Raw genomic sequence first — 15,110 nt, 5'->3', positions numbered from 1 at the left:
AAACTCTTTCCATAATAAATAAAAACATTACCCTTTATCGTTTGGATTGAGGGCCTCTGTCAACCGTTGATGCACTTCCTGCTGCAGCTCATTATTAAGGGCGCGCCGGTCGGCGGTGGCGATTATGAATAAATCTTCTACTCGCTCGCCAATAGTTGTAATTCGGGCGCCATGCAGCGAAATTCCCAGATCGGCAAAAATCTGCCCGACCCGCGCCAGCAGTCCTGGCTGGTCGAGAGCGATAAGCTCAAGAAATGATTTTCGGTCGGTATGGGTCGGCAGAAAAGTGACCTCGGTATCGACGGTAAAGTGACGTAATTTTGCCGGCTGGCGACGCGGTTGCGGCGGCTGCCAGCTACGCTGGGTGATCGCCTGTTCCAGCCCAAAACGGATCGCTTCGTGTCGGTCTGACGACAGCGGGCTACCGTCTGGTTCCAGCACAATGAACGTATCCATCGCCATCCCATCGCGGGTGGTGAAAATCTGCGCATCGTGGACGCTAAGGTTGCGCCTGTCCAGTTCGGCGCAGACGGCAGCAAACAGGTAAGGGCGGTCAGGGCTCCAGATGAAAATTTCCGTCCCGCCTCGCGTAGCCTGCGGGCTGAGCAGGATCAGCGGCTTGCTGAGATCGTGTTGCAGCAGATGACGCGCATGCCAGGCCAACTGATTTGGGCTGTGACGTACAAAATAGTTGGCGCGACAGCGCGACCAGATATGGTGTAGCGCTTCTTCATCAATGTTGTCCATGCGCAGTAGCGCCAGCGCCTGAAGCTGATGATGACGTACGCGCTCACGCATATCCGGCGTGTTTTGCATCCCGCGGCGTAACTGTTTTTCCGTCGCGAAGTACAGCTCGCGCAGCAAGCTTTGCTTCCAGCTATTCCACAGCGTTTCGTTGGTGGCGCAAATATCTGCGACGGTCAGGCACACCAAAAAGCGCAGACGATGTTCCGTTTGCACCTCTTCGGCGAATTGCTTAATGACTTCGGGATCCTGAATATCGCGGCGCTGAGCGGTAACCGACATCAGCAAATGCTGGCGCACCAGCCACACGATCAGTTGCGTTTCGCGGGAGTTCAGACCGTGCAGTTCGGCGAATTTGAGCACATCCTGGGCGCCGAGAACCGAGTGATCGCCGCCGCGACCTTTGGCGATATCGTGGAACAGCGCGGCAATCAGAATCAGCTCCGGCTGTCGCAGACGCGGCCACAGATCCACGCACAGCGGATGGCGCTGACGGGTCTCTTCGTTAGCAAAACTTTCCAGCTTAAGCATTACGCGAATAGTGTGTTCATCCACCGTATATGCATGAAACAGGTCAAACTGCATTTGGCCGACAATATGCGACCATTGCGGCATATAGGCCCACAACACGCTGTGGCGATGCATAGGCAGCAGGCCGCGACTCACCGCGCCCGGATGGCGCAACATACTGAGAAACAGCGAACGCGCTTCCGGGATGTAGCACAGCGGCTGCGTTAAATGACGGCGGGCATGACGCAAATGGCGCAGCGTAGTGGAGTAAATTCCGCTGATCGCGCTATTACGCACCATGATGTAAAACATCCGCAATATCGCTTCGGGTTTGCGAATAAACAGGTCGTCGTCGCGCAGATCAATCAACGTGCCGCGCAGTTGAAAGTCGTCATCAATCGGACGTGGTTTTTCATCGGCGGGCAGGGCGAGGATCGCCTCGTCGAACAGTTGCAACAGCATGTGGTTCAGTTCGCTGACCCGTCGTGTGACGCGGAAATAGTCTTTCATCATCCGCTCGATAGGCTCGTTGCCTTCACCGCCGTAGTTCAGGCGTTGCGCCACGCTGAGCTGACGATCAAACAGCAGACGGTTGTCGTAACGACTAACGACCAGATGCAGGGCAAAGCGAATGCGCCACAGGATATGCAAACATTCATTCAGCTCGGCACGTTCTGCCTGCGTCAAAAAGCCGAAACCGACCATTTCATCCAGTGAGGTGGCGCCAAAATGGCGGCGGGCCACCCATTGCAGGGTATGAATATCGCGCAGGCCGCCGGGGCTACTTTTGATATCCGGCTCCAGGTTATAGCTGGTGCCGTGATAGCGCTGGTGGCGCTGATTCTGCTCTTCAACTTTGGCTGCGTAAAACTTATCGGACGGCCAGAAACCTTCGCTAAAAATATGCTTTTGTAGCTCAAGAAACAGCGCCACATCACCAATCAGCAGGCGTGTTTCAATCAGGTTGGTAGCGACGGTTAAATCTGACAATCCTTCCAGCAGACACTCTTCCAGCGTGCGCACGCTGTGCCCAACCTCGAGCCTCACGTCCCATAGCAGCGTTAACAGTTCGCCAACTTTTTCGGCCTGCGCGTCTGGTAGCTTTTTACGACTCAGGATCAGCAGGTCAATATCGGAAAGCGGATGCAGTTCGCCGCGCCCGTAACCGCCAACGGCAACCAGCGCCAGGTCGGCAATTTGACCGAAACCGGCTTCAATCCACAGACGTTGCAGTAACTGGTCAATAAACTCGGTGCGGGCTTCAATCAGCTGTTCTGCGGAAATCCCGCTGTCAAACGCGTCACCTAACCAGTGCTGGAAAGTGTCGATATGCGCTTTAATGCCGGGGCAATTGAGATCGTGCTGCGGCCAGGTTCCGGGGTTCTGCGGTTGGCCTGGCAGGGTGGGGAGGGCAGTATTTGCGTGTTGTTCAGGAAGAGTATTCATTATGCGCCACCCATTAAAAAAGCCGGATGACGGCGTGAACGCCTTACCCGGCCTACGAAGTAGTACAATTTGTAGGCCTGATAAGATGCGGGCGCATCGCCATCAGGCAAAACATTATTCGTCGTGTGTGATGATCGCCGGGATGGTGTCATCCTTGCGTAATGTCAGAATTTCACAGCCTTTTTCCGTCACCACAATAGTATGCTCGTACTGAGCAGACAAGCTCCGATCTTTAGTTTTCACCGTCCATCCGTCTTTCATGGTGCGGATGCGGTAATCACCGGCATTCAGCATGGGCTCTACGGTGAAGGTCATGCCCGGCTGCAGTACCACACCGCCGTCGTCTGCATCGTAGTGCAGAACCTGCGGCTCTTCATGGAAGCCGCGACCGATGCCGTGACCGCAATATTCACGGACCACAGAGAAGCCTTCGCCTTCCGCGTATTTTTGAATCGCAGCGCCCAGCGTGCGCAGGCGAATACCCGGTTTTACCATCCGCAGCGCCAGATACAGGCTTTCCTGCGTGACGCGGCACAAACGCTCGCCCAGAATGGTTGGTTTGCCGACGATGAACATTTTCGAGGTATCACCGTGGAACTCGTCTTTAATCACGGTTACGTCGATGTTGACGATATCGCCGTCTTTCAGGAGCTTGGCGTCGTCCGGGATCCCATGGCACACCACTTCATTAATAGAGATGCACACGGACTTCGGATAACCGTGATAGCCCAGGCAGGCGGAAATGGCCTGCTGCTCATTCACGATGTAGTCATTACAGATGCGATCCAGTTCGCCGGTGCTGACGCCTGGCTTAACAAACGGTTCGATCATTTCCAGTACATCGGCGGCCAGACGGCCAGCGACGCGCATTTTTTCGATTTCTTCAGGGGTCTTGATTGAGATAGCCATGAATTCTGTCCATCAGTGCCGATGATATCGGCAATAATTGTTTAAGTGGTGCTAATGGTATCAGTCCGGCATACATGCTGCCAAATTGAGAATCATTCTGAACTTCGCCTTTCGTGCCACAGGTGTGTTGGCTGTATTTGTTCACTCCAGCCGCTTACTGCATGTAGGCTCCCGGAGATGCAAAAATTGGCGGCCTCCCTGTAACACGAAATTCATCGTTCATTCAGCACGCACCGCCAACAATTATTGGTGTCGGTAGCGTATTTGTGGTATAAAGCGCGCCGGACTTCCGATCCATTTGAAGACTACACACGATGGACGGGAGCGACAAATCTCACTTTGTGTAACAACACACACGTATCGGCACATATTCCGGGGTGCCCTTTGGGGTCGGTAATATGGGATGCGTGGAGGCTTAACCCCAACTTTTATATATAGAGGTTTTAATCATGGCAACTGTTTCCATGCGCGACATGCTCAAGGCTGGTGTTCACTTCGGTCACCAGACCCGTTACTGGAACCCGAAAATGAAGCCGTTCATCTTCGGTGCGCGTAACAAAGTTCACATCATCAACCTTGAGAAAACTGTACCGATGTTCAACGAAGCTCTGGCTGAACTGAACAAGATCTCTGCTCGTAAAGGTAAAATCCTTTTCGTTGGTACTAAACGCGCTGCAAGCGAAGCGGTGAAAGAAGCTGCTAACAACTGCGACCAGTTCTTCGTGAACCATCGCTGGTTGGGCGGCATGCTGACTAACTGGAAAACCGTTCGTCAGTCCATCAAACGTCTGAAAGATCTGGAAACTCAGTCTCAGGACGGTACTTTCGAAAAGCTGACCAAGAAAGAAGCGCTGATGCGTACTCGTGAGCTTGAGAAACTGGAAAACAGCCTGGGCGGTATCAAAGACATGGGCGGTCTGCCGGACGCTCTGTTCGTAATCGATGCTGACCACGAGCACATTGCTATCAAAGAAGCAAACAACCTGGGTATCCCAGTATTTGCTATCGTTGATACCAACTCTGATCCGGACGGTGTTGACTTCGTTATCCCGGGTAACGACGACGCAATCCGTGCTGTGACCCTGTACCTGGGCGCTGTAGCTACTACCGTTCGTGAAGGCCGTTCTCAGGATCTGGCTTCCCAGGCGGAAGAAAGCTTCGTAGAAGCTGAATAATAAGGCACGCTCGTTCGAGCCCCCTTATAAACCAGGTAGTATCACGTTTGGTTAGGGGCCCTTTAGGCCCCTTTTTCACTTTTAAATCTGTGCGGTTTCATGCCGGGCAGATCAAATCTTCCGAGGATTTTAGAATGGCTGAAATTACCGCATCCCTGGTAAAAGAGCTGCGTGAGCGTACTGGCGCAGGCATGATGGATTGCAAAAAAGCACTGACTGAAGCTAATGGCGACATCGAGCTGGCAATCGAAAACATGCGTAAGTCCGGCGCAATCAAAGCGGCGAAAAAAGCAGGCAACGTTGCTGCTGACGGCGTAATCAAAACCAAAATCGACGGCAACATCGCTTTCATTCTGGAAGTTAACTGCCAGACTGACTTCGTTGCTAAAGATGCTGGTTTCCAGGCATTTGCTGACAAAGTACTGGACGCTGCCGTTGCTGGCAAAATCACTGACGTTGAAGTTCTGAAAGCGCAGTTCGAAGAAGAACGTGTTGCTCTGGTTGCTAAAATCGGTGAGAACATCAACATCCGTCGCGTTGCTTCCCTGGAAGGCGAAGTTCTGGGTAACTACCAGCACGGTGCTCGTATCGGTGTTCTGGTTGCTGCAACTGGCGCTGACGAAGAGCTGGTTAAACAGCTGGCAATGCACGTTGCTGCAAGCAAACCAGAATTCGTTAAGCCGGAAGACGTTTCTGCTGAAGTGGTAGAGAAAGAATACCAGGTTCAACTGGACATCGCGATGCAGTCTGGTAAGCCGAAAGAAATCGCAGAGAAAATGGTTGAAGGCCGTATGAAGAAATTCACCGGCGAAGTTTCTCTGACTGGTCAGCCTTTCGTTATGGATCCGAGCAAATCTGTTGGTCAACTGCTGAAAGAGCACAACGCTGATGTAACAGGCTTCATCCGCTTTGAAGTGGGTGAAGGTATCGAGAAAGTTGAGACTGACTTTGCAGCAGAAGTTGCTGCGATGTCCAAGCAGTCTTAATTTTTAAAGGAGCCGCCTGAGGGCGGCTTCTTTTTGTGTCTGGCTTGTAAATTCAGCGAACCGCTATAGTGGTCATGCTGAAAAGCGACATACAATGTCGCCGGAATTAATTCATCTCATTCGTTGACAGTCTCAGGAAAGAAACATGGCTACCAATGCAAAACCCGTCTACAAACGTATTCTGCTTAAGTTAAGTGGCGAAGCTCTGCAAGGTTCAGAAGGCTTCGGTATTGATGCAAGCATCCTTGACCGTATGGCTCAGGAAATCAAAGAGCTGGTTGAGCTGGGTATCCAGGTTGGCGTAGTGATTGGTGGTGGTAACCTGTTCCGTGGCGCTGGTCTGGCGAAAGCAGGGATGAACCGCGTTGTGGGCGACCACATGGGCATGTTAGCCACCGTCATGAACGGTCTGGCGATGCGCGATGCGCTTCACCGCGCCTATGTGAACGCTCGCTTGATGTCCGCAATTCCTCTGAATGGCGTGTGTGATAACTACAGCTGGGCGGAAGCAATCAGCCTGCTGCGTAACAACCGCGTTGTTATTTTGTCTGCGGGTACTGGCAATCCGTTCTTCACTACCGACTCTGCGGCTTGCCTGCGTGGTATTGAAATTGAAGCGGATGTGGTACTGAAAGCCACCAAAGTCGATGGCGTATTTACGGCTGACCCGGCTAAAGATCCAACGGCGACTATGTACGAACAGTTGACCTATGCTGAAGTTCTGGATAAAGAGCTGAAAGTGATGGATCTTGCGGCGTTTACGCTGGCTCGTGACCACAAATTACCGATTCGTGTCTTTAACATGAACAAACCGGGTGCGCTGCGCCGTGTTGTTATGGGTGAAAAAGAAGGCACGTTAATCACGGAATAATTCCCGTTGCGGCTAAATGCAGGTAATATTCCGCTTTAATGTCGCGGGATACGTCCCTCAAAATTAATCAAGACTATACTTGTCACATCTTGCGTGGTGGGTATGGTCTGACTGAAACAAGCTTTCAAGGATTCGTAACGTGATCAACGATATCAGAAAAGATGCTGAAGTACGCATGGACAAATGCGTCGAAGCGTTCAAAAACCAAATCAGCAAAATTCGCACGGGCCGTGCTTCTCCTAGCCTGCTGGATGGTATTGTCGTGGAATATTACGGCACACCGACCCCGCTGCGCCAGCTGGCAAGCGTAACGGTTGAAGATTCCCGTACCCTGAAAATCAACGTGTTCGACCGTTCTATGGGGCCAGCCGTTGAGAAAGCAATTATGGCTTCCGACCTCGGTCTGAATCCAAGCTCTGCGGGTTCCGACATCCGCGTTCCGCTGCCGCCGCTGACTGAAGAACGTCGTAAAGATCTGACCAAGATCGTGCGTGGCGAAGCTGAAGGCGCGCGCGTTGCCGTACGTAACGTACGCCGCGATGCCAACGACAAAGTGAAAGCGTTGTTGAAAGAAAAAGAGATCAGCGAAGATGACGATCGCCGTTCTCAGGACGACGTACAGAAACTGACTGACGCAGCTATCAAGAAAGTTGATGCGGCGCTGGCAGAGAAAGAAACGGAACTGATGCAGTTCTGATTCGCCTGTACGCTAAAAACGCCGCTTAGAAGGCCTGAGAAGGCTGGATGGCGGCGTTTTGCTTTTTTCTGTCTATATACTCTAAATATTCGAGTTGCAGGAAGGCGGCGACGCAGGGCATCCCCGGGAGCGTACACCTGTGCGTGACAGGGGTGAACGAGGAGAGCCAACGTACATGCAACTTGAAATATGACGAGTAAAATTCTTCTGGATGTCTGATGAAGCAATTAACCATCCTGGGATCAACCGGTTCCATTGGTTGCAGTACGCTGGATGTAGTACGCCATAACCCGGAAAAATTTCGCGTTGCTGCGTTGGTGGCGGGTAAAAATGTCGTCCGTATGGTTGAGCAATGTCTGGAATTTTCTCCTCGCTATGCGGTAATGGACGATGAAAAAAGCGCTGCGTTGGTAAAAGCAGCTCTGCTGGAGCAGGGCAGTCGTACTGAGGTTATGAGCGGGCAGCAGGCTGCCTGTGATATGGCTGCGCTGGATGATGTTGATCAGGTTATGGCGGCGATTGTCGGCGCGGCGGGCTTGCTACCGACGCTGGCGGCAATCCGCGCGGGCAAAAGCATTTTGCTGGCGAATAAAGAGTCACTGGTGACCTGCGGGCGTCTGTTTATGGACGACGTGCAACGCCACAAAGCACAGCTTTTGCCGGTAGATAGCGAACATAACGCGATTTTTCAGAGTTTACCGCAACCTATCCAACACAATCTGGGATACGCTGACCTTGAGCAAAATGGCGTCATATCAGTTTTGCTTACCGGGTCTGGTGGCCCTTTCCGTGAAACGGCATTGCGCGATCTGGTTTCTATGACCCCCGATCAAGCATGTCGTCATCCGAATTGGTCGATGGGACGAAAAATCTCTGTCGATTCAGCCACCATGATGAATAAAGGTCTGGAATACATTGAAGCGCGTTGGTTATTTAATGCCAATGCAAGCCAGATGGAAGTGCTGATTCACCCGCAGTCGGTTATTCATTCGATGGTGCGTTATCAGGATGGTAGCGTTCTGGCGCAGTTGGGGGAACCTGATATGCGTACACCTATTGCTCATACGATGGCATGGCCAGAACGAGTGACGTCCGGCGTCAAGCCTGTCGACTTTTGCAAGCTCAGCGCGTTGACGTTTTCCGCACCTGATTACCAGCGTTATCCATGCCTGAAACTGGCGATGGACGCGTTTGAGCAAGGGCAGGCGGCGACGACCGCTTTGAACGCAGCGAATGAAATTACCGTTGCCGCATTTCTGGCGCAGCAGATCCGATTTACCGATATTGCTGACCTGAATTTATCCGTGCTGGATAAGATGGATTTGCAGGAGCCACAGAGCGTTGATGACGTGCTGAAGGTTGATGCTATCGCGCGGGAAGTCGCCAGAAAAGAAGTGATGCGACGCTCAAGCTGATGATAATCCCTCCTCGGAGAATCGCGCTATTTGTTAGCGTTGGGCTTCAGTGATATAGTCTGCGCCACTCGATCGCGGGTATTTGTTTTTTTTCGGTCGGGTAAGCCGTGGTTTGACACGGCTTTTTTGTGGATGCACAAAATCATTCAGGTTGCATCAAGGTGGCAAGTGGATGAGTCCCCTGGAGCATACAAAGAGTATGTGACTTGGGCGAAAATCACAGCCGACGAAGGAGCAGCCTGAAGGATGAAGCGCAAAAGGCTTCAGTATTCCTGAGTACCGTATAATCCTTTCAGGGACTAAAAACGCGTTATGTTGTCTGCAACTAAACCATTAAGCGAAAATTTGCCAGCACATGGTTGTCGCCATGTAGCAATTATCATGGATGGCAATGGCCGCTGGGCGAAAAAGCAAGGGAAGATTCGCGCCTTTGGACATAAGGCCGGAGCAAAGTCCGTCCGCCGGGCTGTCTCTTTTGCTGCCAATAACGGTATTGATGCGTTAACGCTGTATGCCTTTAGCAGTGAGAACTGGAACCGACCTGCGCAGGAAGTGAGCGCGTTAATGGAGCTGTTTGTGTGGGCGCTTGATAGCGAAGTGAAAAACCTGCACCGCCATAACGTACGTCTGCGTATTATCGGGGATATCAGTCGATTTAACTCACGTTTGCAAGAACGGATTCGCAAATCAGAAGCGATTACCGCCCAGAATACCGGGTTGACGCTAAATATTGCAGCGAATTACGGTGGACGGTGGGATATAGTCCAGGGAGTCAGACAACTGGCACAACAGGTGCAGGATGGTCTGCTGCGTCCAGAGCAAATCGATGAAGAGATGCTGGGGCAGCAAATTTGTATGCATGAACTGGCTCCTGTGGATTTAGTGATAAGGACTGGGGGAGAGCATCGAATTAGTAATTTTCTGTTGTGGCAAATTGCCTATGCCGAACTTTACTTTACGGATGTTCTCTGGCCCGATTTCGATGAACAAGACTTTGAAGGTGCGCTGCATGCCTTTGCTAATCGTGAGCGTCGTTTCGGCGGCACCGAGCCCGGTGATGAAAAAGCCTGATGGGGGTCGCTTTTGCTGAAGTATCGCCTGATTTCTGCTTTTGTTTTAATACCCGTTGTCATCGCGGCGCTGTTTTTGCTGCCGCCGGTGGGGTTCGCCATTGTTACGCTGGCCGTCTGTATGCTGGCCGCCTGGGAATGGGGACAGTTAAGCGGTTTTACCACGCGTACGCAGCGAGTCTGGCTGGCTGTTTTGTGCGGGCTATTGCTGGCACTGATGCTATTTTTGTTGCCGGAATACCATCGCAATATTCATCAGCCGCTGGTTGAAGTATCGCTGTGGGCGTCGCTGGGCTGGTGGGTCGTGGCGCTGTTACTGGTGCTGTTTTATCCCGGCTCTGCGTCGGTCTGGCGTAATTCCAAAACATTACGCATAATTTTCGGCGTGTTAACCATAGTCCCTTTCTTTTGGGGAATGCTGGCGCTACGTGTATGGCACTATGATGAGAATCATTATAGTGGCGCGTTATGGCTGCTGTATGTCATGATCCTCGTCTGGGGAGCGGACTCGGGTGCCTATATGTTTGGTAAGCTATTTGGCAAACATAAGCTGGCGCCGAAGGTTTCTCCTGGTAAAACCTGGCAGGGTTTTATTGGCGGACTCGCCACTGCGGCCGTGATCTCATGGGGTTATGGCATGTGGGCGAATCTTGAGGTTGCGCCTGTCACCTTGCTTATTTGCTCCATCGTAGCAGCCCTGGCCTCCGTGCTGGGTGACCTGACCGAGAGTATGTTTAAGCGTGAAGCAGGTATTAAGGACAGTGGTCACTTAATACCAGGACACGGCGGTATTTTGGATCGTATTGATAGCCTGACGGCTGCGGTACCGGTCTTTGCCTGCCTGTTGTTACTGGTATTCAGGACGCTCTAACGGATGGTCTTATGCTGAGTATTCTCTGGAATCTGGCTGCATTCATCGTTGCACTTGGTGTGCTTATCACCGTGCATGAATTTGGTCATTTCTGGGTTGCACGGCGCTGCGGAGTCCGCGTCGAACGCTTTTCCATTGGCTTTGGAAAAGCGCTTTGGCGGCGTACCGATAAATCAGGTACGGAATACGTCATCGCCCTGATTCCCCTCGGCGGTTACGTCAAAATGCTGGATGAGCGCGCTGAACCGGTCGCACCGGAGCTGCGCCATTACGCTTTCAACAATAAAACGGTTGGACAACGCGCAGCCATCATCGCCGCAGGTCCGATTGCCAACTTCCTTTTTGCTATTTTCGCGTATTGGCTGGTGTTTATCATCGGTGTCCCTGGCGTTCGTCCGGTTGTTGGTGAAATAACACCCAACTCGATTGCCGCACAGGCGCAAATTCAGCCGGGTACGGAACTAAAAGCGGTTGATGGTATCGAAACCCCTGATTGGGATGCCGTGCGATTACAACTGGTATCCAAAATTGGCGATGAACATACGACTCTCAGCGTGGCGCAGTTTGGCAGCAACCAGCGGCAGGACAAAACGCTGGATTTACGCCATTGGGCATTTGAGCCAGACAAAGAGGATCCTGTTTCCAGTTTAGGGATTCGCCCACGCGGTCCGCAGATTGAATCGGTGCTGTCAGAAGTGCAGGTAAACTCCGCTGCAAGTAAGGCGGGTTTGCAAGCTGGCGACAGGATCGTTAAAGTCAATGGTCAGCCGCTGACGCAATGGATGACGTTCGTGACGCTGGTGCGCGATAATCCGGATAAGCCGTTAGCGCTAGATATTGAAAGACAAGGAAGTTCCTTGTCTTTAACGTTAACCCCAGATTCAAAACAGGTTAACGGGAAGGCTGAGGGTTTTGCGGGCGTGGTGCCTAAAGTTATTCCTCTGCCTGATGAGTATAAGACTGTACGCCAGTATGGGCCATTCAGCGCCATCCTCGAAGCCTCGGATAAAACGTGGCAGTTGATGAAGCTGACGGTCAGTATGCTGGGAAAATTGATTACCGGTGATGTAAAACTGAACAACCTCAGTGGGCCGATTTCTATCGCCCAGGGGGCTGGGATGTCAGCGGAATTCGGGGTTATTTATTACCTGATGTTCCTTGCGCTTATCAGCGTGAACTTAGGGATAATCAACCTGTTTCCGTTGCCCGTTCTTGACGGGGGGCATCTGCTGTTCCTGGCGATTGAAAAGCTGAAGGGCGGTCCGGTATCCGAGCGGGTTCAAGACTTTAGTTATCGCATTGGCTCTATCTTGCTGGTGTTGTTAATGGGGCTTGCACTTTTCAATGATTTCTCTCGGTTGTAAGAGAGTGTTAGGAAGAACGCATAATAACGATGGCGATGAAAAAGTTGCTCATAGCGTCGCTGCTGTTTAGCAGCGCCACCGTATACGGTGCTGAAGGGTTCGTAGTGAAGGACATTCATTTCGAAGGCCTACAGCGAGTCGCCGTTGGTGCGGCTCTCCTTAGTATGCCGGTGCGCACAGGCGACACGGTTAATGATGAAGACATCAGTAATACCATTCGTGCTCTGTTCGCCACCGGTAACTTTGAGGATGTCCGCGTCCTGCGCGATGGTGATACCCTTCTGGTTCAGGTAAAAGAACGTCCGACGATTGCCAGCATCACTTTCTCCGGTAACAAATCGGTGAAAGATGACATGCTCAAGCAAAACCTCGAGGCTTCTGGTGTGCGTGTTGGCGAGTCTCTGGATCGCACTACGCTAGCCGATATCGAAAAGGGGCTGGAAGATTTCTACTATAGCGTCGGTAAGTACAGCGCCAGTGTGAAAGCGGTGGTAACGCCGTTGCCGCGTAACCGCGTTGACCTCAAGCTGGTCTTCCAGGAAGGCGTTTCGGCGAAGATCCAACAGATCAATATCGTCGGCAACCATGCTTTCTCGACCGACGAACTGATCTCTCACTTCCAACTGCGTGATGAAGTGCCGTGGTGGAACGTGGTGGGCGATCGTAAATACCAGAAACAGAAACTGGCAGGCGATCTTGAAACCTTGCGCAGTTACTATCTGGATCGCGGTTATGCTCGCTTCAATATCGATTCCACCCAGGTTAGCCTGACGCCGGATAAAAAAGGTATCTACATTACCGTTAACATCACTGAAGGCGATCAATACAAGCTTTCAGGGGTACAGGTGAGCGGTAACCTGGCTGGGCACTCCGCCGAAATTGAGACCCTGACCAAAATCGAGCCAGGCGAACTCTATAACGGCACCAAAGTGACCAAAATGGAAGATGATATCAAGAAGCTTCTGGGTCGCTATGGCTATGCCTATCCGCGCGTACAGTCGCAACCTGAAATCAACGACGCCGACAAAACCGTTAAATTACGCGTAAACGTGGATGCAGGTAACCGTTTCTACGTGCGTAAGATTCGTTTTGAAGGTAACGACACCTCTAAAGATTCTGTTCTGCGTCGCGAAATGCGCCAGATGGAAGGTGCCTGGTTGGGTAGCGATCTGGTCGATCAGGGTAAAGAGCGTCTGAACCGTCTGGGTTACTTTGAAACTGTCGATACCGATACTCAGCGTGTACCGGGTAGCCCGGATCAGGTTGATGTGGTCTATAAGGTTAAAGAGCGTAACACCGGTAGCTTTAACTTCGGCGTTGGTTACGGTACTGAAAGCGGCGTGAGCTTCCAGGCTGGCGTTCAGCAAGATAACTGGTTAGGTACCGGTTATTCAGTCGGGATCAACGGCACCAAAAACGACTATCAGACCTATACTGAGTTGTCTGTCACCAACCCATATTTCACCGTTGATGGGGTGAGCCTTGGTGGTCGCGTTTTCTACAATGACTTTAAAGCGGATGATGCAGACCTGTCCGACTATACCAACAAAAGTTATGGTACTGACGCAACGCTCGGCTTCCCGATCAACGAATACAACACCTTACGTGCGGGTGTGGGTTATGTGCATAACTCCTTGTCTAACATGGATCCACAGGTTGCAATGCAACGTTATCTGGTTTCAATGGGTAAGGATCCTGACGCTGATAGCTTTAAATCAGACGATTTCACCTTCAACTATGGGTGGACATATAACAAGCTGGACCGTGGGTACTTCCCAACGGAAGGTACGCGTGTCAACCTGAACGGTAAAGTAACCATTCCGGGTTCTGACAACGAATACTACAAAGCGACGTTGGATACCGCGACCTATGTGCCGATCGATGACGATCACAAATGGGTTGTTCTGGGTCGCACGAAGTGGGGCTATGGTGACGGCATCGGCAGCAAAGAGATGCCGTTCTACGAGAACTTCTATGCCGGTGGTTCCAGCACCGTGCGTGGTTTCCAGTCCAACACCATCGGTCCAAAGGCTGTCTATTTACCGGCTAATCGATATAACAACGATAGCGATTACGATAACGAATGTGACGCCACCAATACTTCACCGTGTAAATCGGATGATGCGGTGGGCGGTAACGCCATGGCTGTCGCCAGCCTGGAATTTATTACCCCGACGCCGTTTATCAGCGACAAGTATGCCAACTCGGTCCGTACCTCGTTCTTCTGGGATATGGGTACCGTTTGGGATACGAACTGGGATTCAGCTAAGTACTCTGGTTATCCGGACTACAGCGATCCGAACAATATCCGTATGTCAGCGGGTATCGCTTTACAATGGATGTCCCCATTGGGGCCGTTGGTTTTCTCCTACGCCCAGCCGTTCAAGAAGTACGATGGAGACAAAGCGGAACAGTTCCAGTTTAACATTGGTAAAACCTGGTAATTGTTCTTCGCAAAGGAATGTAGTGGTAGTGTAGCGATGACTTTAGGCGATCTTGCATGGGATCGCCTGGCCACGCAAAGAACTGTACCTTCGGGTGCAAATGGGATGGTAAGGAGTTAATTGTGAAAAAGTGGTTATTAGCTGCAGGTCTCGGTTTAGCGATGGCAACGTCCGCACAGGCTGCTGACAAAATTGCAATCGTCAACATGGGTAGCTTGTTCCAACAGGTTGCACAGAAGACGGGCGTTTCTGCTACGCTGGAAAACGAGTTCAAAGGCCGTGCCAGCGAACTGCAGCGTATGGAATCTGATCTGCAATCTAAAATGCAGCGTCTGCAATCCATGAAAGCGGGTAGCGATCGTACCAAGCTGGAAAAAGACGTCATGGCTCAGCGTCAGACTTTCTCTCAGAAAGCTCAGGCTTTTGAGCAGGATCGTGCGCGTCGTTCCAACGAAGAACGTGGCAAACTGGTTACTCGTATCCAGACAGCTGTGAAATCTGTTGCTAACAGTCAGAGCATCGATCTGGTTGTTGACGCAAACACCGTTGCATACAACAGCAGCGATGTAAAAGACATCACCGCTGACGTACTGAAACAGGTTAAATAA

Annotated in this window: 12 protein-coding genes; 10 read left to right on the top strand and 2 right to left on the bottom strand. The window is 51.6% G+C overall.

Annotated features, from left to right (window positions below):
• Nucleotides 1-27: 27 nt before the first annotated feature.
• Nucleotides 28-2,700 carry a bifunctional uridylyltransferase/uridylyl-removing protein GlnD gene (gene glnD, locus HVZ52_RS18655; protein WP_016151756.1) on the bottom strand — a complete coding sequence of 891 codons (2,673 nt, stop codon included), beginning with the start codon at nucleotides 2,698-2,700 and terminating at the stop codon, nucleotides 28-30.
• Between the two features lie 114 nt (nucleotides 2,701-2,814).
• Entirely contained in the window at nucleotides 2,815-3,609 is a 795-nt protein-coding gene (gene map, locus HVZ52_RS18650; RefSeq protein ID WP_016151757.1) for a type I methionyl aminopeptidase, read from the bottom strand.
• Nucleotides 3,610-4,058: 449 nt separating this feature from the next.
• On the opposite strand from map, the gene rpsB reads away from it, so the two are divergent.
• The 10 genes from rpsB to skp all read left to right on the top strand — a co-directional run bounded on the left by rpsB (nucleotide 4,059) and on the right by skp (nucleotide 15,110).
• Complete coding sequence (rpsB, locus tag HVZ52_RS18645; RefSeq protein ID WP_016151758.1) at nucleotides 4,059-4,784, top strand: 30S ribosomal protein S2; 726 nt, start codon at nucleotides 4,059-4,061, stop codon at nucleotides 4,782-4,784.
• Nucleotides 4,785-4,918: 134 nt separating this feature from the next.
• Nucleotides 4,919-5,770, top strand: coding sequence for a translation elongation factor Ts (tsf, locus tag HVZ52_RS18640; RefSeq protein WP_016151759.1), 852 nt, complete (start codon nucleotides 4,919-4,921; stop codon nucleotides 5,768-5,770).
• A 145-nt stretch (nucleotides 5,771-5,915) separates the two neighbouring features.
• On the top strand, nucleotides 5,916-6,641 hold the full coding sequence (pyrH, locus tag HVZ52_RS18635; protein WP_005132114.1) for a UMP kinase: 726 nt from the start codon (nucleotides 5,916-5,918) through the stop codon (nucleotides 6,639-6,641).
• A gap of 139 nt (nucleotides 6,642-6,780) precedes the next feature.
• Nucleotides 6,781-7,338, top strand: coding sequence for a ribosome recycling factor (gene frr / locus HVZ52_RS18630; RefSeq protein WP_016151760.1), 558 nt, complete (start codon nucleotides 6,781-6,783; stop codon nucleotides 7,336-7,338).
• Nucleotides 7,339-7,556: 218 nt separating this feature from the next.
• Nucleotides 7,557-8,753, top strand: a complete 1,197-nt coding sequence (gene ispC / locus HVZ52_RS18625; protein WP_016155727.1) for a 1-deoxy-D-xylulose-5-phosphate reductoisomerase — start codon at nucleotides 7,557-7,559, stop codon at nucleotides 8,751-8,753.
• A 312-nt stretch (nucleotides 8,754-9,065) separates the two neighbouring features.
• On the top strand, nucleotides 9,066-9,824 hold the full coding sequence (gene ispU / locus HVZ52_RS18620) for a (2E,6E)-farnesyl-diphosphate-specific ditrans,polycis-undecaprenyl-diphosphate synthase (RefSeq protein ID WP_003018543.1): 759 nt from the start codon (nucleotides 9,066-9,068) through the stop codon (nucleotides 9,822-9,824).
• A gap of 12 nt (nucleotides 9,825-9,836) precedes the next feature.
• Nucleotides 9,837-10,694 carry a phosphatidate cytidylyltransferase gene (gene cdsA, locus HVZ52_RS18615; RefSeq protein ID WP_047358501.1) on the top strand — a complete coding sequence of 286 codons (858 nt, stop codon included), beginning with the start codon at nucleotides 9,837-9,839 and terminating at the stop codon, nucleotides 10,692-10,694.
• An 11-nt stretch (nucleotides 10,695-10,705) separates the two neighbouring features.
• On the top strand, nucleotides 10,706-12,058 hold the full coding sequence (gene rseP / locus HVZ52_RS18610) for a sigma E protease regulator RseP (protein WP_016151763.1): 1,353 nt from the start codon (nucleotides 10,706-10,708) through the stop codon (nucleotides 12,056-12,058).
• Nucleotides 12,059-12,087: 29 nt separating this feature from the next.
• Nucleotides 12,088-14,502: an outer membrane protein assembly factor BamA gene (bamA, locus tag HVZ52_RS18605; RefSeq protein WP_016151764.1), complete on the top strand. Its 2,415-nt coding sequence runs from the start codon at nucleotides 12,088-12,090 to the stop codon at nucleotides 14,500-14,502.
• A gap of 122 nt (nucleotides 14,503-14,624) precedes the next feature.
• Complete coding sequence (skp, locus tag HVZ52_RS18600; protein WP_016151765.1) at nucleotides 14,625-15,110, top strand: molecular chaperone Skp; 486 nt, start codon at nucleotides 14,625-14,627, stop codon at nucleotides 15,108-15,110.

Origin of the sequence: Citrobacter sp. RHB36-C18, from assembly GCF_013814485.1 — a bacterium.
Taxonomy (GTDB): domain Bacteria; phylum Pseudomonadota; class Gammaproteobacteria; order Enterobacterales; family Enterobacteriaceae; genus Citrobacter; species Citrobacter braakii.
This window is presented reverse-complemented; position numbering and strand designations above follow the sequence as displayed.